21 protein-coding genes are annotated in these 23,412 nt (G+C 62.1%); 8 read left to right on the top strand and 13 right to left on the bottom strand.

Annotated features, from left to right (window positions below; genetic code table 11):
• Nucleotides 1-85 precede the first annotated feature (85 nt).
• A complete protein-coding gene (locus KJY40_RS11735) occupies nucleotides 86-697 on the bottom strand; it encodes a lytic transglycosylase domain-containing protein (RefSeq protein WP_230736955.1) in 612 nt (203 codons plus the stop codon).
• 203 nt (nucleotides 698-900) lie between these two features.
• On the opposite strand from KJY40_RS11735, the gene gspG reads away from it, so the two are divergent.
• From gspG to KJY40_RS11720, 3 genes are all read left to right on the top strand, one after another.
• Nucleotides 901-1,329, top strand: coding sequence for a type II secretion system major pseudopilin GspG (gspG, locus tag KJY40_RS11730; RefSeq protein ID WP_102688630.1), 429 nt, complete (start codon nucleotides 901-903; stop codon nucleotides 1,327-1,329).
• A gap of 14 nt (nucleotides 1,330-1,343) precedes the next feature.
• Nucleotides 1,344-2,531: a type II secretion system F family protein gene (locus KJY40_RS11725; protein ID WP_007956102.1), complete on the top strand. Its 1,188-nt coding sequence runs from the start codon at nucleotides 1,344-1,346 to the stop codon at nucleotides 2,529-2,531.
• Nucleotides 2,532-2,608: 77 nt separating this feature from the next.
• Complete coding sequence (locus KJY40_RS11720) at nucleotides 2,609-3,241, top strand: hypothetical protein (RefSeq protein ID WP_230736953.1); 633 nt, start codon at nucleotides 2,609-2,611, stop codon at nucleotides 3,239-3,241.
• A gap of 149 nt (nucleotides 3,242-3,390) precedes the next feature.
• Here the strand turns inward: KJY40_RS11720 and KJY40_RS11715 are convergent, their stop codons facing one another.
• Nucleotides 3,391-4,290 carry a LysR family transcriptional regulator gene (locus KJY40_RS11715; protein ID WP_230736952.1) on the bottom strand — a complete coding sequence of 300 codons (900 nt, stop codon included), beginning with the start codon at nucleotides 4,288-4,290 and terminating at the stop codon, nucleotides 3,391-3,393.
• Between the two features lie 162 nt (nucleotides 4,291-4,452).
• Here KJY40_RS11715 and KJY40_RS11710 point away from each other — a divergent pair, with 162 nt between their 5' ends.
• Both KJY40_RS11710 and KJY40_RS11705 read left to right on the top strand, forming a co-directional pair.
• Complete coding sequence (locus tag KJY40_RS11710; protein WP_230736949.1) at nucleotides 4,453-5,469, top strand: alpha/beta hydrolase; 1,017 nt, start codon at nucleotides 4,453-4,455, stop codon at nucleotides 5,467-5,469.
• A 63-nt stretch (nucleotides 5,470-5,532) separates the two neighbouring features.
• Complete coding sequence (locus KJY40_RS11705; protein WP_230736947.1) at nucleotides 5,533-6,960, top strand: mechanosensitive ion channel family protein; 1,428 nt, start codon at nucleotides 5,533-5,535, stop codon at nucleotides 6,958-6,960.
• 58 nt (nucleotides 6,961-7,018) lie between these two features.
• Here KJY40_RS11705 and ycaC read toward each other — a convergent pair whose 3' ends face one another.
• The 7 genes from ycaC to KJY40_RS11670 all read right to left on the bottom strand — a co-directional run bounded on the left by ycaC (nucleotide 7,019) and on the right by KJY40_RS11670 (nucleotide 14,633).
• A complete protein-coding gene (ycaC, locus tag KJY40_RS11700; RefSeq protein ID WP_011333417.1) occupies nucleotides 7,019-7,645 on the bottom strand; it encodes an isochorismate family cysteine hydrolase YcaC in 627 nt (208 codons plus the stop codon).
• A 66-nt stretch (nucleotides 7,646-7,711) separates the two neighbouring features.
• A complete protein-coding gene (locus KJY40_RS11695) occupies nucleotides 7,712-9,550 on the bottom strand; it encodes an amidohydrolase (RefSeq protein WP_085747770.1) in 1,839 nt (612 codons plus the stop codon).
• A 45-nt stretch (nucleotides 9,551-9,595) separates the two neighbouring features.
• Entirely contained in the window at nucleotides 9,596-10,222 is a 627-nt protein-coding gene (locus KJY40_RS11690) for an antibiotic biosynthesis monooxygenase (protein ID WP_230736945.1), read from the bottom strand.
• A complete protein-coding gene (locus KJY40_RS11685) occupies nucleotides 10,215-10,631 on the bottom strand; it encodes a DoxX family protein (protein WP_230736943.1) in 417 nt (138 codons plus the stop codon). The genes KJY40_RS11690 and KJY40_RS11685 overlap by 8 nt, the downstream gene beginning before the upstream one ends.
• 176 nt (nucleotides 10,632-10,807) lie before the next feature.
• A complete protein-coding gene (locus KJY40_RS11680) occupies nucleotides 10,808-12,556 on the bottom strand; it encodes a hypothetical protein (RefSeq protein WP_230736941.1) in 1,749 nt (582 codons plus the stop codon).
• A gap of 125 nt (nucleotides 12,557-12,681) precedes the next feature.
• A complete protein-coding gene (locus KJY40_RS11675; protein WP_230736940.1) occupies nucleotides 12,682-13,605 on the bottom strand; it encodes a LysR family transcriptional regulator in 924 nt (307 codons plus the stop codon).
• Between the two features lie 44 nt (nucleotides 13,606-13,649).
• Nucleotides 13,650-14,633, bottom strand: coding sequence for an MBL fold metallo-hydrolase (locus tag KJY40_RS11670; protein WP_230736938.1), 984 nt, complete (start codon nucleotides 14,631-14,633; stop codon nucleotides 13,650-13,652).
• A gap of 248 nt (nucleotides 14,634-14,881) precedes the next feature.
• On the opposite strand from KJY40_RS11670, the gene KJY40_RS11665 reads away from it, so the two are divergent.
• Complete coding sequence (locus KJY40_RS11665; protein ID WP_007956080.1) at nucleotides 14,882-15,283, top strand: helix-turn-helix domain-containing protein; 402 nt, start codon at nucleotides 14,882-14,884, stop codon at nucleotides 15,281-15,283.
• 7 nt (nucleotides 15,284-15,290) lie between these two features.
• On the opposite strand, the gene KJY40_RS11660 is transcribed toward KJY40_RS11665, so the two are convergent.
• Complete coding sequence (locus tag KJY40_RS11660; protein WP_230736936.1) at nucleotides 15,291-15,860, bottom strand: flavodoxin family protein; 570 nt, start codon at nucleotides 15,858-15,860, stop codon at nucleotides 15,291-15,293.
• A 333-nt stretch (nucleotides 15,861-16,193) separates the two neighbouring features.
• Between KJY40_RS11660 and KJY40_RS11655 the strand changes: the two genes are divergently transcribed.
• Nucleotides 16,194-18,980, top strand: coding sequence for an ATP-binding protein (locus KJY40_RS11655; protein ID WP_230736934.1), 2,787 nt, complete (start codon nucleotides 16,194-16,196; stop codon nucleotides 18,978-18,980).
• On the opposite strand, the gene KJY40_RS11650 is transcribed toward KJY40_RS11655, so the two are convergent.
• Nucleotides 18,942-20,414, bottom strand: a complete 1,473-nt coding sequence (locus KJY40_RS11650) for an ATP-binding protein (RefSeq protein WP_230736932.1) — start codon at nucleotides 20,412-20,414, stop codon at nucleotides 18,942-18,944. The two genes, KJY40_RS11655 and KJY40_RS11650, sit on opposite strands and share 39 nt — an antisense overlap.
• 90 nt (nucleotides 20,415-20,504) lie before the next feature.
• Complete coding sequence (locus KJY40_RS11645) at nucleotides 20,505-21,455, bottom strand: GlxA family transcriptional regulator (protein ID WP_230736930.1); 951 nt, start codon at nucleotides 21,453-21,455, stop codon at nucleotides 20,505-20,507.
• Between the two features lie 211 nt (nucleotides 21,456-21,666).
• Between KJY40_RS11645 and KJY40_RS11640 the strand changes: the two genes are divergently transcribed.
• Nucleotides 21,667-22,389, top strand: a complete 723-nt coding sequence (locus tag KJY40_RS11640; RefSeq protein ID WP_230736928.1) for a pirin family protein — start codon at nucleotides 21,667-21,669, stop codon at nucleotides 22,387-22,389.
• Nucleotides 22,390-22,453: 64 nt separating this feature from the next.
• Here KJY40_RS11640 and KJY40_RS11635 read toward each other — a convergent pair whose 3' ends face one another.
• Complete coding sequence (locus KJY40_RS11635; RefSeq protein ID WP_230736926.1) at nucleotides 22,454-23,329, bottom strand: LysR family transcriptional regulator; 876 nt, start codon at nucleotides 23,327-23,329, stop codon at nucleotides 22,454-22,456.
• Nucleotides 23,330-23,412: the final 83 nt, after the last annotated feature.

Here is a 23,412-nt window from a genome sequence, read left to right as displayed (position 1 = left end):
AATGCGGGGGATATTCCCCACCCGTTTCCCCACTTTTTTCGGGGCCATCGGTTTGCCCCGATAGTGGGGAAACCGGGGACATCCTTTACAACGGTGCATCCACCGCCAGCCCCTGCAAGCGCCGGTACTGACGCAAAACGCTCGGGACGTAACGCTGGGTTTCGGCGAACGGCGGAATCACCCGGCCCCGGCTGAGCACCGCGTCAGGCCCGGCGTTGTAGGCCGCTACGGCCAGGGCGATGTCGTTGTCGAACAGGGTCATCAGGCGCTTGAGGTATTTGGCCCCGCCCTGGATGTTGGCCTTGGGGTCGTAGACATCTTTCACCCCCAGCTCGCGGGCGGTGTCGGGCATCAATTGCATCAGTCCGCCGGCGCCCTTGGGCGAGGTGGCGCCGGGGTTGTAGTTGGATTCGGACTTGATCACCGCGTGCAGCAAGGCTTCGGGCAGGTGATTGGCGCTGGCCGCCGCTGACACCAGCTCCGCGTAGGGCTGGTTGGCGATCAATTGCGGTTGCCGGTCAAGGCTGACCAGTGGCGCATCGGCGTCGCGGATCACCCGCTCGTAAGTGCGTCCGGGACGGTGGACGTTCGACAGCACGTAGCTGCCCTTGGCGTCCATGGAAACGAAGACATCGGCTTGCGCGACACCGACCGACAACACGCAGCCGAGCAGTCCTGCAGTGAATGAATGGATCATTGGGCCTCCCCTGACAGGCCCCGAAAAATTGGGGGAAATGCCCCACTGACCCGTCGTCATCCAGCCCTACGCAAGCACTGTGCCGACTCTTGAAAAGCCCGTAATACAAGGGCTTCAGCCCAACAGCCGAATGTATCGGGGGCTGAGCATGGCAATTGCATAAGCCCTTGTGGCGACACGGCTGCCACTCACGGGAGGTCATCATGAAGCTGCATTTTCGTCCGCGTGCCCAACGCGGTTTCACCCTGCTCGAATTGCTCGTGGTGCTGGTGGTGCTCGGCCTGTTGGCCGGGATCGTCGCGCCCAAATATTTCGCCCAGCTGGGGCGTTCCGAAGTGAAGGTCGCCAAGGCGCAGATCGAAGGCCTGAGCAAGGCGCTGGATCTGTATCGGCTGGAGGTCGGCCACTACCCGTCCACCGAACAGGGCTTGCAGGCGCTGGTGACCGCACCGAGCGACGAAGCGAAATGGACCGGCCCGTACTTGCAGAAAAAACTGCCGCAGGATCCGTGGGGGCGTAATTACACCTACCGCTATCCCGGCGAAAACAGCGAGTACGACCTGCTCTCGATGGGCAAGGACGGCCAGCCCGGCGGCGATGGCGAAAACGCCGAAGTCACCAACTGGCAATAAGCGGAGCACACGGCATGCGATTTCAACTCAAAGCAGTGGGCAAGGCCGGGGTGGTGTCGCTGAGCGTCGAGGCGCCGGGTCAGAGCGAGGCGCGGCGTATCGCCGAGGATCAGGGCTTGCGCGTGGTCAGCCTGCACGCCGAGCGCCACTGGCGTTCGTTGCGCCTGAGCAAGCGTGAAACCTTCAACCTGGTGCTGTTCAGCCAGGAGTTGACCACCCTGCTCAACGCCGGCTTGCCACTGATCGATGCGCTGGAAAGCCTGGCCGAAAAAGAAACCGCCCCCGCCGCCCGCAAAACCTTGAGCGAACTGGTGCGGCTGCTGTACGAGGGCAAATCGTTCTCCCAGGCGTTGGGCCAGTTGTCGGCGGTGTTCCCGCCTTTGTACGTTGCGCTGGTACAGTCCAGCGAGAAGACCGGCGCGGTCGGCGATGCGCTGGGCCGTTACGTCAGCTATCGCCAGCGCATGGACGAGGTGCGGCAGAAGATCGTCAGCGCCTCGATTTACCCGCTGCTGTTGTTGGTGGTTGGCGGTGGCGTGGTGCTGTTCTTGATGGGCTACGTGGTGCCGCGCTTCAGCCTGGTCTTCGAAGGACTGGGCTCGAACCTGCCGTGGCTGTCGCAGATCCTGATGAGCAGCGGCATGTTTTTGCATGCCCATCAGGGTGAGTTTTTCGGCCTGTTGGCGACGATCGTCATCGCCCTCGCCGTGCTGCAGAAACAACCGGCGTTTCGTCGTGGGCTGGATCGGCTGGTGGAGAAACTGCCCGCCGTGCACCAGCGAATTTTCATGTATGAGCTGGCGCGGTTTTACCGGTCGCTGGGGATTCTGCTGCAAGGCGGGATTCCGCTGGTGACGGCCATGGGCATGGTGCGCGGCCTGCTCACCGTGGCCTCGCGAGCACGCCTGGATCAGGCCTGCGAGCGAGTGCGCGAGGGGCAGTCGTTGTCCACCGCCCTTGAGCTCAACCGTCTGGTGACGCCCGTGTCCCTGCGCCTGCTGCGCGCTGGCGAGCAGTCCGGCAACCTGGGGCAAATGATGGAACGCAGCGCCGATTTCTACGACGAGGAAATCAGCCGCTGGATCGAGTGGTTCGTGCGGCTGTTCGAGCCGCTGCTCATGACCTTCATCGGCCTGTTGATCGGGGTGATCGTGATCCTGATGTACATCCCGATCTTCGAACTGGCTTCGAGTATCCACTGACCTCGGGAACGGGTCGGATCACACGCAAACAAGGCACATCCACGTTCCCAATCAAGACAACAAAGACGGAGAACGATATGCACATTCAAAAGCTCGTGCTCGCAATGGCCATCGGCGCAGTCCTCTCGGCGTCTACCGTACTGATTCCGGACAGCCTGTCCGGGGTGTCGAGTGTTCAGGCCAAGGATGGGGGAAGTGGTGGTGGAGGTAGTGGCGGAGGCGGCGGTGGACACGGAGGCGGTGGCAATGGAGGCGGCAGCGGAGGCGGTGGTGGCGGCAATGGAGGCGGCGGAAGCGGAGGCGGAGGTGGCAATGGAGGTGGCGGTGGCGGCGGTAATGGCGGAGGTCACGGCGGCAGCGGCAGTGGTGGCAACAGTGGCAGTGGCGGCGGTGGCAACAGTGGCAGTGGCGGCGGTGGCAACAGTGGCCACAGCGGCAGTGACCACGGTTCGGGCCATTCCGGCAACACGGCGTCATCGGGCCGTAGCGGCACGCATTCAGAACCCGGCGACGACCATGGTGTGCATCGGGCCGGTGAAGTCGGTGATGACCATGGCGTGCATCGCGCTGGTGAAATCGGCGATGACCATGGCGTACATCGCGCTGGTGAAATCGGTGATGACCGTGGCGTACATCGCGCTGGCGAGATCGGTGATGACCGTGGCGTACACGTTGGCGGCGAGCCTGGCGATGACAAGCGCGCCAACTGACCCGAACTGAAAGCACCGCAATCCCTGTGGGAGCTGGCTTGCCAGCGATGAGGCCTGGTCGGTTAAAGCATCACTAACTGACCCACCGCTATCGCGGGCAAGCACGACTCCCACACGGCTCATCAGTGCCCACAAGGTTGCCGCAAAACCTAGAGAGCGACGTGGTTTTGATCCAGCCGCTCCCGCAAAAACTCGATCAACGCCTGCACCGGCCTCGATGCCTGACGATGCTGCGGGTACACCGCCGACAGCGTCAGCGGTTCCGGTCGAAAGTCATCCAGCACCGGCACCAGCCGTCCATCCTTCAGCGCCGCGCCGACAATGAACGTCGGCAGATAGGTGATCCCCATCCCCGCCACCGCCGCATCCCGCAGCAACTCACCGTTGTTGACGCGCATCCGCCCGGTGACATTCACCAGCAGCGGCTTGCCCTGCCCCGCGTTGAACCGCCACTGCACCGAACGCCCGTGGCCATAAGGCAGGCAGTCGTGGCCAAGCAGGTCTTCCGGTTTGAGCGGCGTGCCGCGCTCGGCCAGATACCCTGGGCTGGCGCAGTACACCCGCTCGATTGACGCGATGCGTCGGGCGATCAGGGTCGAGTCTTCCAGCACACCAATGCGCAGCGCCAGGTCGTAACCCTCGCCCAGCAGATCCACCGGCCGATCACTCAGGTCCACTTCCACCGTGACCTCGCGATAGCGCTGCAGAAACGGCGGCAGCAGACAGCCCAGATGCGCCAGCGCAAACGACAGCGGCGCACTCACGCGAATCGCCCCGCGCGGCTCGGCGGTTTGCCCGGCGATGCCCTGCTCCACCGATTCCACTTCGCCGAGCAAACGCAGCGCCGATTCGTAATAGCTCTGGCCCAGTGGGGTCACGTCCAGGCGCCGGGTCGAGCGGTTGAGCAATCGCACGCCGAGGCGCTCTTCCAGTTGCATCAACCGACGGCTGACGAACTGCTTGGACAGGCCCAATTGATCGGCCGCCGCCGTGAAGCTGCCGGAGTCCATCACCTGGCAAAAAATACGCATGTCTTCGAACGGGTTCATTGTCACTCTCTGGTTGACAGTTAAACGCTTTATAGCCGCTTTTTCACTTTCCGGCACCTCATTAATCTGTGCTCACGGTGTTGCTGAGGCCTGAAGCCCAGCGCCACAGCAGCCCGATCCCAAGGCATACAAAAACTCAAACGACTTAAAAAGGAATTACACATGAACATCAAGCAAACCCTCGCCGCTTCCCTCCTCGCCCTGTCGATCGGCAACGCCTTCGCCGCCGAAAGCACCGGCGTCGAACACAACACTCAGGCCTTCCTCGACGCCCTCGCCGCCGGCGGTGGCAAACCGCTGGAGCAACTGAGCCCGAAAGACGCCCGTGCGGTGCTGGCCGGCGCCCAGGCTTCGGTGAAGGTTGACCTGTCCGGCGTTGAAGTCAGCGACAAGGCGATCAAGGTCGACGGCCAGACCATCAACCTGAAAGTGGTCCGTCCGGCCAAGGTCAAGGGCGAGCTGCCGGTGTTCATGTTCTTCCACGGTGGCGGCTGGGTGCTGGGTGACTTCCCGACACACCAACGGCTGATTCGTGATCTGGTGGTGGGTTCTGGCGCAGTTGCGGTGTACGTCGATTACACGCCGTCGCCGGAAGCGCAGTACCCGACCGCGATCAATCAGGCTTACGCCGCGACGAAATGGGTGGCCGAGCACGGCAAGCAAATCGGTGTCGACGGCAAGCGTCTGGCGGTGGCCGGCAACAGCGTCGGCGGCAACATGGCGGCGGTCGTGGCGTTGATGGCCAAGGAACAGAAAACCCCGGCCCTGCGCTTCCAGTTGCTGATGTGGCCGGTGACCAACGCCGGGTTCGATAATGGCTCGTACCAGCAGTTCGCCGAGGGCCACTTCCTGACCAAAGGCATGATGCAGTGGTTCTGGGACAACTACACCACCAACCCGGCCGAGCGTGCGCAGATCCATGCCTCGCCGCTCAACGCCAGCGCTGAACAGCTCAAGGGCCTGCCCGCCGCGCTGGTGCAGACCGCCGAGTTCGACGTGCTGCGTGACGAAGGCGAAGGCTACGCCCGCCACCTCGACGCGGCCGGTGTACCGGTGACCTCGGTGCGCTACAACGGGATGATTCACGACTTCGGCCTGCTCAACCCGCTGAACGGAATCCCGGAAGTGAAAGCTGCCGTGCGCCAGGCCGCAGCGGAACTCAAGACCCACCTGAACTGAGTGCAACCCCTCGCCACACCTTCGGGTGTGGCGTTTTCTTTTGTGCCCGCCGGAGTTCACCTCATGAGCCTTTTTTCTGCCCACCTGCTGTCCTGGAGTGCCCTGCTGCTGGTGCTCGATACCCTGCTCTGGCACCTCGCGCCGTTCAAGCATCGCGCGCAACGGGTCGCTGTGCGACTGGTGCTGTTTCTGGCCTTCAACGCACTGGCCATCAACGCCGGTGTCAGCCCGTTGCAGGCGCCGTTGTTCGCCGATGACCCGGTGGCGCAACTCGGGGCGACGGCGCTGGGGATTCTCTGGTGGCTGTACGCCGCGCGGGTACTGACCGAAGTCATCGGCCTGATCCTGATGCGCCGCATCGGTCACAGCGGCCGGCTGTTGCAGGACGTGATCGGGGCGCTGGTGTTTCTGGCGGCCATCGTCGCGGCCGCCGGTTACGTGCTGGATCTGCCGGTCAAAGGCCTGCTCGCGACTTCCGGGGTGGTGGCGATCGTCATCGGTCTCGCGCTGCAAAGCACCCTGGCCGACGTGTTTTCCGGCATCGTGCTCAACACCACCAAGCCGTACCAGGTGGATGATCTGGTGGTCATCGACGGCGTCGAAGGCAAGGTGCTCGACATCAACTGGCGCGCCACGCACCTGCTGACCAGCACCGGCACCCTGGCCGTGGTGCCGAACTCGGTGGCGGCCAAGGCCAAGATCGTCAACCTCAGCCGCCCGAACAACCTGCACGGCGTGTCGATCAGCATCAAGGTGCCGAACCACATCCGCCCGCGCCGGGTACTCGACGCCCTCGACCGTACGCTGCAAGGCAGCAGCAGTCTGTTGCTGACGCCTGCGCCGAAAGCGGTGCTGAAGGAGGCTGGCGAAGAAATGTCGGAATACGTGGCCAGCGGTTTCATCGCCGAACTGGGCAAGAAAAGCGACGTGCGCAATCAACTGTTCGACCTCGCCCACCGCCACCTCGAAGCCGCCGGCATTTCGCGGCATCCGGACGGCGTGATCGAACCTTCGACCCGAGCTCGCGCGTTGCTCGATGAAGTGAAAATCTTCCGCTCGCTGAGCCATGAGGAACGCGATCGCCTCGCCGAATCGATGGTCGCGCAGCAGTACAGCGCCGGGCAGGTGGTGCTCGATCTGGAGGAAGTTCCGGACAGCCTGTTCGTGATCGCCACCGGCGTGGTCAGCGCCAGCGTGCCGGACGGCAACGGATTCACCGAGGCCGGACGGATGGGGCCGAGTGAGGTCATGGGCGAACAAAGCATTCTGGCGGATACGCCTTCCCAGGCGACATTTACCGCACTGACGTCTTCGATCATTTATCGCCTCGACAAGAACCTGACTCGCCAATGCATGGAACAGCGCAGTGAAGTGGGTCGGGCGTTGAATAAATTGCAGGCGGTAAGGCAGCAGAACAGTCGGCTGGCGTTGATGGCCAAGCCTGTGCCGGTTCGCAAGGGTGGGTTTTTGGGGTGGTTGCAAAAGCGCTGAGCCCTTTGCGACAGACGAAAAAATGCCCGCTTTTCAGCGGGCATTTTTCTTCAGCCAATTACTTGGCAGTGAACTTGGTATAGCTGTTGATCAGGTTGCGATAGTTAGGCAGACGCTGGGACAGCAGATTCGCCAAACCTTCCATGTCGTTGCGCCAGTCGCCTTGCAGCTCGCAAGCCACGGCGAACCAGTTCAACAGATGCGCGCCAGCCGCCGACATGCGCGCCCAAGCAGCCTGTTGCACGGTGGTGTTGAAGGTGCCGGAAGCGTCGGTCACCACGAACACTTCAAACCCTTCAGCGATGGCCGACAGAGTCGGGAACGCCACGCACACGTCAGTCACCACACCGGCGATGATCAGTTGCTTGCGGCCGGTGGCCTTGATGGCCTTGACGAAGTCTTCGTTGTCCCAGGCGTTGATCTGGCCAGGGCGGGCAATGAACGGTGCGTCCGGGAACTGCTCTTTCAGCTCAGGCACGATCGGGCCGTTCGGACCGCTGTCGAAGCTGGTGGTGAGGATAGTCGGCAGGTTGAAGAACTTGGCGATGTCACCCAGCGCCAGCACGTTGTTCTTGAACTCGTTCGGCGAGAAATCCTGCACCAGCGAGATCAGACCGGTCTGGTGGTCGACCAGCAGGACCACGGCGTCGTCTTTGTTCAAGCGTTTGTAAGGAACGTTGCTCATGTGAAACTCCTCGGGGATGGGTGATGCGGCAAGCGCCGGCCACGAAGGCCGGCGCCGTTTACGGGATCAGAAAGCGAAGCAGGAGCAACCGAACGCGCCCCAGAAACCGGCGAAATCGCTGACCGGCGCATTCGACATCCGCGCTTTTTCATGGCTGTGGGTATGCACCGCGCACGGACCGCTGCACTGGTGAACCTGAGCCTGCAAGGGCGAATTCGGGCGCCAGTGGCCCGGGACTTTCACCACTGGCGACCAGTCCGGCAGCACCGGCAATGCACGTGGGCCGAGGTCTTCGAAGTCACCTGCGGAATAAACGATCTTGCCGCCGACCACGGTCAGCACCGACTCGATCCACTTGATCGCTTCTTCCTCGACATGGAAGAAGTCCGCGCTCAGCGCTGCGAGGTCCGCCAGTTGCCCGACCTTGATCTGGCCCTTCTTGCCCTGCTCGGACGAGAACCAGGCGCTGCCGTGGGTGAACAGTTCCAGCGCGGTGGTGCGCGGCAAACCTTCTTCGTACAGCGCCAGACCGCCGACGGTGCGACCGCTGACCATCCAGTACAGCGAAGTCCACGGGTTGTAGCTCGATACCCGGGTGGCATCGGTGCCCGCGCCGACCGGCACGCCTTCGGCGAGCATGCGCTTGATCGGTGGCGTGGCTTCGGCGGCCTGCTTGCCGTAGCGGTCGACGAAATATTCGCCCTGGAACGCCATGCGATCCTGAATCGCGATACCGCCGCCCAACGCTTTCACGCGCTCGATGTTCTGCGGGGTGATGGTTTCGGCGTGGTCGAAGAACCATGGCAAACCGTTGAACGGAATGTCACGGTTGACCTTCTCAAACACGTCGAGCATGCGACTGATCGATTCGTTGTAGGTGGCGTGCAAACGGAATGGCCAGCGCTGCTCGACCAGGTGGCGCACCACCGGCTCCAGTTCCTGTTCCATGGTTTGCGGCAGGTCCGGGCGCGGTTCGAGGAAGTCTTCGAAGTCCGCCGCCGAGAACACCAGCATCTCGCCGGCGCCGTTGTGGCGCAGGAAGTCGTCGCCCTGATGCAACTTGACGCTGCCGGTCCAGTTCTGGAAATCGGTCAGTTCTTCTTTCGGCTTCTGGGTGAACAGGTTGTAGGCGATGCGCACGGTCAACTGGTCGTCTTTGGCCAGTTGCTCGATCACCTGATAATCGTCCGGGTAGTTCTGGAAACCGCCGCCGGCATCGATGGCGCTGGTCAAGCCGAGGCGATTGAGTTCGCGCATGAACTGACGGGTCGAGTTGACCTGATATTCCAGCGGCAGCTTCGGCCCCTTGGCCAGCGTCGAGTACAGAATCATCGCGTTCGGCCGCGCCACCAGCATGCCGGTCGGGTTGCCGTTGGCATCGCGCACGATCTCGCCGCCCGGCGGGTTCGGCGTGTCGCGGGTGTAGCCGGCGACGCGCAAGGCGGCGCGGTTGAGCAGCGCGCGGTCATACAGGTGCAGGATGAACACCGGGGTGTCCGGCGCCGCCTGGTTGATTTCTTCGAGGGTCGGCATGCGTTTTTCGGCGAACTGGAATTCGTTCCAGCCACCCACCACGCGCACCCATTGCGGGGTCGGTGTGCGGTCAGCCTGATCCTTGAGCATGCGCAGCGCATCGGCCAGCGACGGCACGCCTTCCCAGCGCAGTTCGAGGTTGTAGTTCAAGCCACCACGGATCAGGTGCAAGTGCGAGTCATTGAGGCCGGGAATCACGCAGCGGCCCTTGAGGTCGACCACTTGCGTACCGGCGCCGCGCAGGGCCATCGCTTGCGTATCGTTGCCGACGACGACAAAGCGGCCGTCCTTGATCGCCACGGCGCTGGCGAGAGGTTTTTCGCGGTCTACCGTATGAAATTGGCCATTGAACAGAATCAGATCGGCGTTCATCGCAGTTCCTTCGAGATAAGTGAAACGGAGCCCGGACCCGCCGCTTCAGCGCGGCGGATTGGCATTGGATTCGGTTTTTTTGTGTGACTGACCGGCTTCCAGCCACGGCGCGAACAGACGGGTCACGGGCGGCATGAACACGTAGACCACCGACACCACGATGGTCAGGGTGATCAGGAACGTGGCGACCACGTAGTTGGAGAGAAAGGCATTGAGTTGCAGCAGCGGCCCCCAGATCAGCGGCACCAGCAAGGTGTGCGGCAGGATCACCAGCAGCGTGACCACGGCCTGCTTCCAGCGCGGTGGCGGCGAACCGGCCTCGGCCGTTGGTGTGAACCAGAATTCATTGGCCGCATTGACCTCGGTCTGGTCGCCGTCGGCGAGCATCGGCGCGGCTTCATCGATCAGCTTCTGACGCTGCGGCGAATCGAGCCAGCGCTGCATCGCCTCGGTCGAGCAATAACGCAGCACGCAGGTGAACAACGCGAGACCGCCCTGCTGGCTGCGCATCACGTCCACACCCAGATGCCCTTCTTCGCGCCCCGCCACGCTGACGATATTGCGCAGCCAGGCTTCGTAAGGCTGCTCAAAACCGGCCTTGACCCGGTGCTTGACGATCAGCGTCACGGTTTCTTCGGGTCCCGGTTTTTTCAGGGTCTGGGCATCAGGCATAACGGAGCACTCCGGGCAAACGAACATTGAGCGCCAGCCGTCCGGGCCCGGCGATCAGAACAGTGGTGAAGAGGATCAACAGCAACCAGCCGAACTGCCCTTCGGCCACACTCCATTGCGGATGCACGAGCAGCAGCGCCACCAGCAGCACAAAGAGAATAGGCAAGCACGCCAGACGCGCCAGCACCCCGGCGACGATCAGCAGCGGACAGAGGACTTCAGCGAAGATCGCCAGAATCAAAGTGAGGTGGGCACCGAGGTGGAACGGGTCTTCGATCTGTTGCAGCTGCGCGGTGAAGTCCAGCAGCTTGGGCAAGCCGTGGACGAACAGCAGGAACAGCCCGCCGGTCACCCGCAGGAACAGCAGGCCGAGGTTTTGCGCCTGGTCATCGCGTTGTGCAGCGTTCATGGGCCCACCCTTGATCAATCATTGCAGGCAATAGTGCAATGATTGATCGGGGGGAAATTGGATGGGTGTGCTCTCTTTGCTCTTGATCGATTGTTCTCACGTTCCGCGTGGGAATGCAGCCCGGGACGCTCCGCGTCCCAACCGTCCAATGCCGAAGAACTTACTCCCTCCTCCGGTCACCGCGTATCCACGATGGTGTACCGACGCGGTTCGAAAACCGTGACGGCCGTCGAGCTCGCGACTTGGTCTGTTCTCACTGAGAACACGATGCTCAACAATGTCCCGACCTCGAGCGACAGCAGATAGTCGAGCGGGAGTCTGAACGTGTAGCCTGGATTCAAGACCCAGGCCTGATGAACCGCATTGCGATCGGGGGTCCAGATACTTCGATTGTTCACGGCGCCATTGGCCGAAAAGCCCATCAGGGTGAGTTCCAGTCGTTGGCCTCTCGCTATGTGTATCCAGTTGCCGAACGTCAGATTCGCTCCGGCCACGATGTCCTTCTTGTCCAGTTCAAGAGTGCCTTTGGCCTCGTCGATCACGGGGGATATGAGCAAGTTACTCGGGATCGGCAGCACAGATAGCGCCAAGGGTTGCAATTGCACCGCCGGTGCACCGCCGCGTACGTAGGAGGCGGTGACTTCAACGGGTTTACCGATGCTGAAGGCCACCAGAGAGACAGGCGCCGATAGTTCTCTGGGCGTGGCACCCACAGCGACCGGCAGCGAGGTATACGAACCCGCCGCTGGCGTGCCCGGCGCCGCGGTCCAGCCTACGCTGACCTGATCGTCAGGCTGGCTCGGATAATCAAGGACATATGTCAGCGCCGTAGTCGCTGCAGCCGGATTCAAATCGGTGTTGCCGGTTGATTCCTTGATCCGCACCTCGCGGTTTTCCAGAACGTTGATCGTCCAGGATCTGGATACCCCTCCAGCGGCGTACCGACCTGTGAAGACGTGAGGGCCCGTGGTCAATCCTCTGACCGAGTATTCCCACGCCCCCGTAATCACCGGGGCCGTACCAAGCCGTGTTTCCCCATCAAAAACAATCACTGGCTCTGTGGCTACGCCGGACAAGGTGACACTGGTGGACAGCGTTTCACCTTGATCGCCGACATCCCGACCGTCCGGATCAACGATCCGCTCGATCCTTGGCGCGCTCGTGGGGTCCGTCAGGACGATGTAGTTTCGGTGGGCAAAGGGTTGGGCAAGTGCGAGCTCCTGACTGCCTTGCAACCCGACCATCAATATCAGGCTCAGTACACTGCCGTGCTTGAGACTCCGCAGATCCGTGGTGGAGTGAAACGTTTCGTAGTAGCCAAAACGGTTGAATTCATCCGCGATCACATTGCCCGGCGGCCCCCAATATGACCGGTCAAAAACGCTGTTGTCGGCATTGACGCCAAGTAGCCGCAGCCAGAGAAATTGACCCCGAGTACTTAGCGTCCATGCGTTGATCCGCAGAGTGAAAAGACTCAAGCCATCAAGGTTCAAAAAACGACCCTCGCCCATCTGATCAGCCTCGGTGATCGAAGCCCTGGGCAAATCGCGTTGCGCCAGCGTCAAGACATACAGCACCAGCGGATCGGAAGTCACCGGGGCAGCGCTGCCGCGGATGATCGTGTAAGTCACGGTTACCGTCTGGCCCAGATTGAAGGTTGTCAGTGTGAACGGCAGTCGAATCAGCATTGGCCGAACGGTGCCGGCGCTGACCGCAGAGGTGGTATGCGAGCCATTGCTTCCGGTGGCCGGGTCGCCGGTAAACGTCACACTCACGCTGTCGCCGGATTGCAGCGATGGGTCCGTTATCTCGACCGTCAGTGTGTTGCGCACATTCTGCGGGTCCAGCAGGAATGTGCTCGGGTTTCCCTGAATGGTCGGAGGCGGTGGAGCGGCGGCATTTGCGTTGGGGCTGTTGGCGATCATCGTTCTGTCCCGGTGCGCGTGTGACATGGCCCTCGAAAGGCATTGGATCAATCACACACCCACACACGGGCCAGCGCTACTGTCAGAACTTACAGGTGGAGCGATATTCCGGACAAACGGCGCGCTTACACTGCCGGAATATCCAGCGTCACCGACATGAACTGACTGATCCGCGACCGCAGCCACTTCTCCGCCGGATCGTTGTCATGCACACCACTCCAGGCCATCGACAGTTGCGCCGCATCAATCGGAAACGGTGGGTCTTCGGCCCGTAACGCACAGCCTTCGACCAACGCACATGCGGCATAATCCGGCACGGTCGCGATCATCTCGGTGCCCGCCAGCAGCGCGCGCAGGCCGCTGAACTGAGGTACACCGAGCACCACCCGGCGACTGCGGCCGACCTTGGCCAGGTCCACGTCGATGTTGCCGCTCAAGTCACCCGAGAACGACACCATCGCATGGGGCCGCTCGCAGTATTCGTCGAGGGTCAGCGGACCCGGACGGTTATCACCGCGCAAGACCTTGCAGGGAATGTCGCGCAGTTTCTTGCGCTTGGCGTTGGCCGGCAGATCGGTGGTGTAGCTCACGCCGACGGAAATTTCCCCGGAGGCCAAAAGCGTCGGCATCAGCAGGTAGTTGGCGCGGCGCACCACAACCACGATCCCCGGCGCCTCTTCCTGCAACTGACGCAGCAATGGCGGGAACAGACCGAACTCGGCGTCATCCGACAGGCCGATGCGGAACACGTCGCAACTGGTGGCCGGATCGAATTCCTTGGCCCGGCTGACCGCGCCGGAAATCACGTCCATCGCCGGTTGCAGTTCCCGAAGAATCGCCAGCGCCCGCGCGGTCGGTTCCATGCCGCGACCGTTGCGCAGCAACAGCGGATCGTCGAACAGATCGCGCAAACGGCCCAGCGCCGCGCTCACTGCCGGCTGGCCCATGAACAGTTTTTCGGCGACGCGGGTCAGGTTCTTTTCGAACATCAGTGCTTCGAAAATCACCAGCAGGTTCATGTCGACGCGGCGCAGATCGTTTCGGTTCATGGGGCACGTTTCCTTGTTTGAGCCTGACGTGAAAGGTGGGCACTTTACTCGATGAGCGGCACTTTGGCCGCGCGTTTGTAGGGACCGTATTCGACCGGCACCCACTGGAAGTGCTTGTCGACCGCCGTGATGTGGCCGATGCCCGGGAACGGCAAGTGCGCAGCCGTGACCCAGGTCTTGCTGGCCGCCGCTGCACTGAACACCGCGTTACGGCTTTTGATCGCTTGCTGGCTGTTGACGTCGAAGCTGATCGCCACCTCAGGATGATCGAACTGCACCGCGAGGTTGTGCACCAGATCCCCCATGAACACGATGCTCTGATTCTGCGAAGCAAAACGGTAGGTGGTACTGCCCGGCGTGTGCCCGGCTTCCAGCGTGGCATCGACCACGCCCGGCAATGGCGACTGGCCCGCCTCGAATGTCTTGAAGCGCCCGGCGGCGACGTATGGCGCGGTGGAGTCCTGAGCGATCTTGAAGAACTCCCGCGCGCCGGCTGGTGCCTTGGCGAGGGCTTGCGGGTCGAGCCAGTAATCGGCTTCTGCCTTGGCGGCGTAAACCGTGGCATTGGCGAAGATCGGTTGCTGCTGGCCGTCGACCAGTCCACAGACGTGATCCAGGTGCAGATGGGTCAGCAGGATCGTATCGACTTGTTCCGGCTTGTAACCCGCCGCCTGCATGTTCGCCGAGAGCTGGCCGGCGGTGGCACCGATGCACTGACCCGCGCCGGTATCCACCAGAATCAGTTGTTTGCCGGTGTTGACCAGGAACGCATTGAACGCAGTCTGCACGCCCGGCGTTTCAATCGAGCGACGGGCCAGCAATGCGCGAATCTGGCTCTGGCTCATGCCCTGCAGCAGCTTCGGCGACAAGTCGTTGTAGCCGTCGAACAACGCTGTCACTTCGTAATCGCCCAGCGCCAGTCGGAAATAACCTGGCGCCTGTGTGCCGACCTGCGGTGCCTGCGCCATGGCGGTCGACATCACACCGACCAACGCCACGCCGATTACGCCATTGAACAAACCTTTCATATGCATCCCCTCGAACGAGCCCGATTCTGCGGTCCTTATGTGGCCCGCCCCCATCGTCGCCATCCTGCCCGCTTCCCGTCATGGGGACTTGCAGCGGTGTGCTGAGTTGAAGCTGACAGTGGAATTAACAACGTTTAACTCGTCAGCCCTCGCCCCTCGCCAAACAATGAATCCCTCTGCGCAGCGTTGTTTTATTGACCTGAGGGAAAGCGCTGACCGTGCGTTCCCCACCGACACGGACCTTGGCCATGGCTCACTTACAGCAAACCGTCGCCCGCGCCCCTGCCAGCGAACCCCGCAAAACCAGCACCGGCGGCCTCAGCCCACAGCGTGAGCGGCTGGTGAAACAGCTGATCCTCGAACGCCTCGGCGACAGCCTTGAAGTCACCGAACTGGCCAGCGCCTGCTCACTCTCACGCAGCCATTTTTCCCGGGCGTTCAAGTGCAGCACCGGGTACTCGCCGCAAGACTGGATCCGCACCCAACGCATTGCCCGAGCCAAGCTATTGATCCAGCACACCAACCACAGCCTCACGCAGATCAGCCTCGAATGCGGCTTCTGCGATCAGGCGCACTTCTGCCACATATTCACCCGCAGCGAAGGGATCAATCCGTTTGCCTGGCGGTGTCAGGTCATGAAAAACCGCTGAGGCGGTTTCACTTCCGAGCCATGCGCTGAGCCAGTCGCGCCACCCGCTCGCCCAGGTGCGCGGCGGTTTGTTGGTCTTCCACAGGAGGTGCCTGTTCGGGCGGTTGCTCGACGCAGGATTGGGACATGGCGCCGAGGGAGCTGCCGAGGCGATTCAACTGGCCGTCGAAAACACCTTCGCACGCGCGCGCCGGCAGCAGATCGAGCCCGACCCAGATCATCGAATGCTGGGCGGCGAACACCGCCATTTGCAGCAGGGTATTGAGCTTGTCGCCACACAGGCTGCCGGAATTGGTGAAGCCCGCCGCCAGTTTGTCGCGCCACGGCCGGGCGAGATAGAACGAGGCTGTGGCCTCCATGAATTGCTTGAACGCCGCCGAAGCGCTGCCCATGTAGGTCGGCGCGCCGAAGATGATGGCGTCGGCGCGGTGCAGATCATCCCAATGGGCTTCCACGTCTTCCACCGCCAGCAACAGGCAGGTGCTGCCCAAATGGCGCTCCACACCTTGGGCCACTGCCTGCGCAATGACGCGGGTGTGCCCGTAGCCACTGTGATAGACCACCACTACCTTGCTCATCGCAGCGTCCTCCGGACGTATGCATTCCATTGCCCCGCAGTTTTGGCTCTGAAGCGGGCGCGGACGAGTTAATCGTTGTTAATTTTTCCCGGCTGTCGGGTGAGCCGGCACAGGTTCCGTCCTTTAAATACAGTGGTGACGGCACTGGATGCCGACCGATGCCGGGGCGCGTGTATTGCGCGCACGTTGCACTGGCGACAAATCCTGAGGAATATGCCTGGATACTGCGGATCAGACGGCTTGCGTGACCCTCGAGTCGCTCTGCGCCCTGCCCGTCACGGATTCTTCACCGAGGCGGACCAGGATCATAAAAAACGTCGAAGGAGTGAGCGGTTGAGTCTTTCCCCGAATCAGGCCATCGGTTTCGGCCCCTATCGGATCCACCCCGGCCAGCGGCTGGTGCTTGAAGGCGACCAGCCTTTGCGCCTGGGCCGCCGCGCCATGGACATTCTGCTGATCCTGCTGGCCCACGCCGGCGAGATCGTGAGCAAGCAGCAGCTGATCGCCGGGGTCTGGCCGGACAGCGTGGTGGAAGACATCAACCTGCGAGTCCACATGGCCGCCCTGCGCAAGGCCCTCGGCGACGGTCAGGCCGGGCAGCGCTACATCGTCACGGTGGCGCAGCGCGGTTACAGTTTCGTCGCGCCGGTCGTGCTGCAATCCATCGAACAACGCCCCGCCGCCGCCAGCCTCGGCCGGCATAACCTGCCATTGCGTCGCACGCGGATGATCGGTCGCCAGCCGGTGGTCGACAGCCTGATGACACAATTGCCACGTCAACGCTGCATCACCCTGGTCGGCCCCGGCGGCATCGGCAAGACCACCGTGGCCCTGCGCGTCGCCGAGCAACTGATCGGCCGTTATCGCGACGGGATTCGTCTGCTGGATCTGGCACCGCTCAACGATCCGGGTTCGATCTGCTCGCATCTCGCCGCCCTGCTGGATCTTTCGCTGCATGACAGTGAACCGATGGCCTGCCTGATCAACAGCCTGCGCGAGCGGCAGATGCTACTGGTGATCGATAACTGCGAGCACTTGATCGACGCCGTGGCGTTGCTCAGCGAAAGCATTCTGCGGGGTGCGCCGCAGGTGCATATTCTGGCCACCAGCCGCGAAAGCCTGCGCGCCGAGGGCGAGTATGTGCAGCGGCTGGAATCTCTTGATTGTCCGCCACCGATTGCAGTGCTCGACCGCGATCAGGCGATGGGATTTTCCGCGCTGCAACTGTTCGTCGAACGGGCGATGGCGGCGCACGAACACTTTGAGCCGGGCAACGCTGATCTGCCCTTGATCATCGACATCTGTCGACGGCTGGACGGCATCCCGCTGGCACTGGAACTGGCGGCCGCGCAGGTGGCAGGCCTTGGGCTGGACGGTTTGCTGAGTCAGCTTCAGGGGCGCTTGCCGGCGGGCAATCAGACTCGCCTCGGTCGACATGAAACCCTGCGCGCTACGCTGGACTGGAGCTTCAACCTGCTCAACGCCTGCGAACAGACCAGCCTGCGCCGACTGGGCGTGTTCCGTGGCGCGTTCACGCTGGAGTCTGCGGCGGCGGTTATCGTCGGTCAGCACATCGAGTCGAACGAAGTGTTCGCCTCGATCACGCAACTGGTCGCCAAGTCGCTGCTCAACGTCGAGGTCGGTGATGAAGAGGTGTTCTATCGCCTGCTCGACACCACCCGCCGCTATGCGCTGGAAAAACTCGACCAGGCCGCCGAACTCGGCGAGACCCGCGAACGCCATGCCGAACGCAGCCTGGCGCTGATGCATCAGGCCCAGGCCGATTGGGAGAACACGGCGACCGAGGTCTGGATCGAGCGTTACGCCCGTGGCCTCGAGGACCTGCGGACGGCGCTTGAGTGGACGCTGAATGACCAAGGCTCGCGCGCGCTCGGCGTGCGCCTGACGGCAACCTCGGCGCCGTTGTGGCAGGAGCTGTCCCTGCTCAAGGAGTACGGCGTTCATGTGCGCCGGGCACTCGCGTTGCTGGCGTCATCCGACGAGCCCTGCCCACGCCTGGAAATCGCCTTGAAACTGGCCCTCGGCAGCGCCTGCTACCACACCTGGGGTGGTACACCGGAAACCATCGAAGCCTTTGCCAGTGCCCGCCTGTTGGCGCAACAGTACGACGACAAGGCCGGGCAATTGCGCGCCGTGTCGGGACACATGGCGGTCAATCTCAGTTGCGGGCATTACCAGATGGCGCTCGAGCAGAGCGAGCAATTCGAAAGCCTCGGAGTGCACGGCGATGCGCAGTTGTCCCTGAGCACCCACCGCTTGCGGGTGCTCGCGCTGCATTACGCCGGCGATCAGCATCAGGCACGAATCCATGCCGAGCAGGTCATTCAGCGCATGGCCCACAGCGGCCATCTAAACCGCTTCACTCACGGTTTCGGCGTGCAATACGATCAGAGCGTCGCCTCGCTGACCGTCCTCGCCCGGGTGCTGTGGTTGCAAGGTTTTCCCGAGCAGGCCTGGCGCACGGCGCGGCAGGCGCTGGACATCGCGGTGCAGATCAACCACGGCACGTCGATCTGCTACACCCTGGCACTGGCCTCGTGCCTGATCGCCCATTACAACGGCGACGTACAGAACGCCCGCGCGCTGCTGCAACTGCTGCTCGAACAGGCGCAGAAGCATTCGGTGCTGCTGTTCTATACGTGGGCGCGACACTATGCGCAGGTGATCGACGCCGACAAGGCTCTCGCCATCCCCCCAGCCGATAGCGGTCTGGTCAGGGAAATCATGGTCACGCTGGATCCGGGTTTCGTTGATGATGCTTTGCTGGAGCGGGCGCAAAGTGGCGCGGCCGGATGGAGCACGGCAGAGATCTTGCGAGCCCGGGCCGAGCGGTTGCTGGCGGCTGAATCGCCCTGTCATCACACGGCGCAAAGTGCCTTGCAGCAATCGCTTGAGATTGCGCGGACACAAGGCGCCCTGGCTTGGGAGCTGCGCAGCGCAACGTCGCTGGCGCAGTTGTGGCAGCGCCAGTCGCGCTTTCGTGAGGCACTCGAATTGCTGACCCCGATCTACCAGCGCTTCACCGAAGGCTATGCCACCCCGGACTTGCGCAAGGTGCGTTTACTGCTCGACGAGTTGCGCGGTCAGTCGGCCGCTTGAGGCTGGTCGCGAGCGACCCAGGTAGCGCGCGTGCCGACGCTCGACATCATTCAGTTCGCCTCCCCGCTCCAGTTGTTCGCGGGCATACCGGCGCGTGGTGTTGAGCATTCGATAGCGCAGCGTCCCGCTGGATCGATCTGTGGTCAGCAACGACTTGGCCGCCAGCTGTTCGACCACTTCCACCAGTGTCGAGGGTGGTAATTGCGCGCAACTGATCACGCCGATGGCGGCATCCAGGGTGAATGCCATCTTGAACACCGACAAGCGTTGCAGCACGCGTTGTTCCTGCTCGCTCAAGCGCTGATAGCTCCAGTCCAGCGCAGCCTTCATCGACTGGTGGCGTGGCACGGCGGTGCGGCGACCGTGACTCAGGACTTGCAGGCCTTGGTCCAGCTGGGTCTGAAGGCCGACCAGCGCCAGCGCATCGATCTGCGCCGCCGCCAGTTCGATCGCCAATGGCAGACCGTCGAGCCGCCGACAGATATCGCGCACCGTTTCCAGATCCTGCTCACGCAGACTGAAGCCGTGTTGACGTGTACGGGCACGACTGACAAACAGCTGCACCGCTGAAAAACCCATGACTTCATCGACACTGTTGAGGGCAGAAGATTTGGGAAGGGTAAGGGGCGGCAGCGGCTGGAGGACTTCCAGAGCGAGACGCAACGGTTCGCGGCTGGTGGCCAGGATCGATAGACGGGGCGCCGCGTCGAGGAGTGTTTGCAGCAGGTTCCGGCAGGCTTCGTGCTGGTGCTCGCAGTTGTCCAGCACCAGCAAGGCGTGGCGCACGGCCAGTGTGGGGAAATCGATGTCGAGGGTTTTCAGCAGGTGATCGAGGAGCGGAATGTCTTCGTCGATCAGCGACAGATCCACCTGCCACACGCCGTCACGAAAATGCTGCAGCAGCAGTTCCGCTGCACGCAGTGCCACGGTGCTCTTGCCGACACCGGCAGGTCCCGTCACCGTCAGGAGCCGGAACAACGGCAGTTGCCGCACCAGACCGCCGACCAGCGAATCGCGTCCGGTGACCGGCGTCAGCCGTGCGGGCAAGTTGTGTTGGGGTGCTTGCAGGCTTTCGAACACCACTTGGGCGACGCTGTCGCCCTGCACCGGCGCCACGAAACTGTATCCGCATTGCGGCACATTGACGATGTAGCGCTGACCGTTTTCACCATCACCGAGGGCCCGGCGCAACGCGGCAATGTGCACCCGCAGGTTGATCTCCTCGACCACCGACGTCGGCCACACCAGCGAAATCAGTTGCTCTTTACTGACCACCCGTCCGGCGCGCTCGACCAGCACTTGCAGAATGTCCAGCGCACGACCGCCCATGCGCAATTGCCGATCCCCTTCGAGGATCAGTCGCTGGCGCAAATGGAACGCGTACGGTCCGAAACGCAGGACCGACGCCGAGTTCAATTCGTTGAGGCTGTTCATGTCCGTTATCTTCGCAGGCCTCGATGACGGTACAACCACTACGCGGGGTCCGTTACGGACATCCGAATGCCCGTAACGGACAGAACCGCTCTAGCTGAACTGTTCGCGATATTGCGTCGGGGTCAGCCCGAGCTTTTCGCCGAACAGAAAACGCATGTGCCGCACACTGCCAAACCCGCTTTTGTAGGCCACGGTTTTCAGCGGCAGATCGCTGGTTTCCAGCAGATTACGCGCACAATCGATGCGCGCACTTTGCAGGAATTCCATGGGCGTCATGTTGACCTCGCGAGCGAACACCCGGGCGAAGTGCCGCGCACTCATGTTCGCAAGCCCCGCCATGCGCTCCACAGTGAAGGCTTCCTCCAGATGCTCCAGCACATGATTCTGCACCCGGGTGATCGGGGTTTCCTGGGGCGCCACTGCCGCCATCAACGGGCTGAACTGCGCTTGCCCGCCCTGACGTTTCATCACCACCAACAGCACCTTGGCCACGTCCTGAGCAATCTTTTTGCCATGATCGCGGGCGACCACCGCCAACGCCATATCGATGCCGGCCGTGACGCCTCCGGAGGTGATCAGGTTGCGATCCTCGACAAAAATCTGGTCGGTGGCGACTTTTGCCTTCGGAAAGCCCTTGATCAGGCGTTCGGTGTAATTCCAGTGAGTGGTCACACGATAGCCGTCGAGCAATCCGGCGTGACCCAGCACGAAGGCGCCTGTACAGATTGAGCCATATTGCCCGGCGCGCGTCACCGCGCCCTGCAGCCAGTCGAGCAACGGCGGGTGTTTTTCGTTGTAGGCGCCAGGGCCTCCCGGCACCAGCAGCAAGTCGTAGCGCTCATCGGCTTCGTCGATATGCCGATCGGTGTGCACGAGGACACCATTGGACGCACGCAACGGCCCACGCTCGGTGCCCAGGGTGGTCAGGTGATAGTGGGCGTGCGGTTTCAGGTAGCGATTGGCGACCGAAAAGACCTCCAGCGGCCCGGCCATGTCGAGCAGCAGAAAATCAGGAAACAGCACCATTGCCACGGTCTTCATGGAGGTATCACCAAAATCTATGCAGAGTCATAAGTGTGAGCATTATGGCCAGATACGATGGAACCGTTGGAAAAGAATGCGTGATCCAGTGCACACAACTGTCAACCATAAAGAGACAGTATTTCAATTTTCATCTACTTATTGCTTCGCAGGGTAACCAGTAACCTTCTCCTCACTCGGACGAATCAACGTCCTGAAAGGAGATTTCATCATGCTGACCCTTCGTAAAGCTTCCGACCGTGGTCTGGCCAATCATGGCTGGTTGAAGTCGTTCCACACCTTTTCCTTTGCCAGCTACCGTGACCCGCGTGAACAGGGTTTTTCCGACCTGCTGGTGATCAACGATGACCGCGTCGCCGCCGGCAAGGGCTTCGGCCAGCACCCGCACCGCGACATGGAGATTTTCTCCTATGTGCTCGAAGGCGCCCTGGAACACAAGGACACCCTCGGCACCGGTTCGGTGATCCGCCCCGGCGATGTGCAACTGATGAGCGCCGGCAGCGGCGTGGCCCACAGTGAGTTCAACCATTCGGCGACCAAGCCTGTGCACTTCCTGCAGATCTGGATCGTACCGGACGTCAGCGGCGCGAAACCGCGTTACCAGCAAGAGCACTTCAGCGAACAGAAAAAACGCGGTCGCCTGCAACTGATCATTTCGCCCGAAGGCAGCCACGGCTCGCTGAAAGTACGCCAGGATGCACGCGTGTATGCCGGGCTGTTCGATGGCGAGGAAAGTGCCACACTCAAGCTGCCTGCCAACCGCTACGCCTATGTACACGTTGCTCGCGGCAGCATTGAACTGAACGGCGTGCAGTTGAAAGAGGGCGATGGCGTACGGGTTCGTGAAGAACAGGCACTGACCCTGAACAATGGCCAGGATGCCGAAGTCCTGGTGTTTGATCTGCGCCCGCAGGAACTGCCGGAAATGCCATGAGGCAGCGATTTCAATGCTCACAAAAAACGGCCTTCAGTGAAGGCCGTTTTTTTTGGCAGAACAACTATTCGTTTTCCAGCGCAAACGCTTCGACAATCTGCTCGATCACCGCCCTGACCCGCGCGGTATGGCGCAAATCCGCATGGGTCACCAGCCACACTTCATAAGGCAACGGCCGCGTACGCTCCGGCCACAGCCTGACCAGACCATCGCGCTCGCCCATGTAGACCGGGATTTCTCCTGCACCCAGCCCGGCGGCAATCGAGCGGCGTACCAACAGGCTGGAGCTCAGACCGGCGACGATCCGCCCGCGAGTCACGGGTTCAGTCACCAGGGTCAGGTCCTTGTTGCCTTGCAGATACGGCTGGTACACCACCAGATCATGGCCCTCGAACGCACTGCCTGGCGCCGGCACGCCATGACTGTCGACATAGGCCTGCGAGGCGAACAATCCCACCGGCCATCGCGCGATGCGCCGGGCGATCAGGTCCGGGTTGTCCGGGCGGGTATTGCGCACGGCAATGTCTGCTTCGCGTTTGGCCAGGCTGAGGATTTGCGTGGAGGCGTCCAGTTGCACGCGCACGTCAGGATGCTGTTGGTGCAACTGCGCGATGGCCGGGATCAGAAAATCGATGGCCAGCGAATCGGTGGTGCTGACCCGCACACTGCCGGTCAGGCGGTCGTCGAGGCCCTGGATACGCCGCTCCAGCTCCAGCGCCGAATGCTCCATTTTTTCCACCGACTTGAGCGCCGCTTCGCCGACGGCCGTCAGTGCATAGCCTTCGGAGGTGCGCAGGAACAAGGTCGCGCCCAGCGACTTTTCCAGTGCGGTGATGCGTCGTCCGACCGTCGCCTGGTCCACGCCCAGCACACGCGCGGCGCCGCGCAATGTCGACTCGCGGCAGACCGCAAGAAACACCCGTGCGTCATCCCAATTCATACTGTTCTCCATTGATGCATTAACGCATCACAACCAAGCAATCTCGCTGCATTAACGCAGCAACGATAGCCGATATGCTGGGC

This window comes from Pseudomonas fitomaticsae (assembly GCF_021018765.1).
GTDB lineage: Bacteria > Pseudomonadota > Gammaproteobacteria > Pseudomonadales > Pseudomonadaceae > Aquipseudomonas > Aquipseudomonas fitomaticsae.
Note: the sequence above shows the minus strand (reverse complement) of the source record. Positions and strands in the feature narration are given on the sequence as shown.

Excerpts from the sequence above, each read along its gene's own strand:
- KJY40_RS11685 (WP_230736943.1), bottom strand. The coding sequence starts at position 10,631 with ATGAACGCTGCACAACGCGATGACCAGGCGCAAAACCTCGGCCTGCTG.
- ycaC (WP_011333417.1), bottom strand. The coding sequence starts at position 7,645 with ATGAGCAACGTTCCTTACAAACGCTTGAACAAAGACGACGCCGTGGTC.
- KJY40_RS11640 (WP_230736928.1), top strand. The coding sequence starts at position 21,667 with ATGCTGACCCTTCGTAAAGCTTCCGACCGTGGTCTGGCCAATCATGGC.
- gspG (WP_102688630.1), top strand. The coding sequence starts at position 901 with ATGAAGCTGCATTTTCGTCCGCGTGCCCAACGCGGTTTCACCCTGCTC.
- KJY40_RS11725 (WP_007956102.1), top strand. The coding sequence starts at position 1,344 with ATGCGATTTCAACTCAAAGCAGTGGGCAAGGCCGGGGTGGTGTCGCTG.
- KJY40_RS11645 (WP_230736930.1), bottom strand. The coding sequence starts at position 21,455 with ATGAAGACCGTGGCAATGGTGCTGTTTCCTGATTTTCTGCTGCTCGAC.
- KJY40_RS11720 (WP_230736953.1), top strand. The coding sequence starts at position 2,609 with ATGCACATTCAAAAGCTCGTGCTCGCAATGGCCATCGGCGCAGTCCTC.
- KJY40_RS11705 (WP_230736947.1), top strand. The coding sequence starts at position 5,533 with ATGAGCCTTTTTTCTGCCCACCTGCTGTCCTGGAGTGCCCTGCTGCTG.
- KJY40_RS11710 (WP_230736949.1), top strand. The coding sequence starts at position 4,453 with ATGAACATCAAGCAAACCCTCGCCGCTTCCCTCCTCGCCCTGTCGATC.
- KJY40_RS11735 (WP_230736955.1), bottom strand. The coding sequence starts at position 697 with ATGATCCATTCATTCACTGCAGGACTGCTCGGCTGCGTGTTGTCGGTC.
- KJY40_RS11675 (WP_230736940.1), bottom strand. The coding sequence starts at position 13,605 with ATGAACCGAAACGATCTGCGCCGCGTCGACATGAACCTGCTGGTGATT.
- KJY40_RS11690 (WP_230736945.1), bottom strand. The coding sequence starts at position 10,222 with ATGCCTGATGCCCAGACCCTGAAAAAACCGGGACCCGAAGAAACCGTG.
- KJY40_RS11660 (WP_230736936.1), bottom strand. The coding sequence starts at position 15,860 with ATGAGCAAGGTAGTGGTGGTCTATCACAGTGGCTACGGGCACACCCGC.
- KJY40_RS11635 (WP_230736926.1), bottom strand. The coding sequence starts at position 23,329 with ATGAATTGGGATGACGCACGGGTGTTTCTTGCGGTCTGCCGCGAGTCG.
- KJY40_RS11670 (WP_230736938.1), bottom strand. The coding sequence starts at position 14,633 with ATGAAAGGTTTGTTCAATGGCGTAATCGGCGTGGCGTTGGTCGGTGTG.
- KJY40_RS11680 (WP_230736941.1), bottom strand. The coding sequence starts at position 12,556 with ATGATCGCCAACAGCCCCAACGCAAATGCCGCCGCTCCACCGCCTCCG.
- KJY40_RS11695 (WP_085747770.1), bottom strand. The coding sequence starts at position 9,550 with ATGAACGCCGATCTGATTCTGTTCAATGGCCAATTTCATACGGTAGAC.
- KJY40_RS11715 (WP_230736952.1), bottom strand. The coding sequence starts at position 4,290 with ATGAACCCGTTCGAAGACATGCGTATTTTTTGCCAGGTGATGGACTCC.
- KJY40_RS11650 (WP_230736932.1), bottom strand. The coding sequence starts at position 20,414 with ATGAACAGCCTCAACGAATTGAACTCGGCGTCGGTCCTGCGTTTCGGA.
- KJY40_RS11665 (WP_007956080.1), top strand. The coding sequence starts at position 14,882 with ATGGCTCACTTACAGCAAACCGTCGCCCGCGCCCCTGCCAGCGAACCC.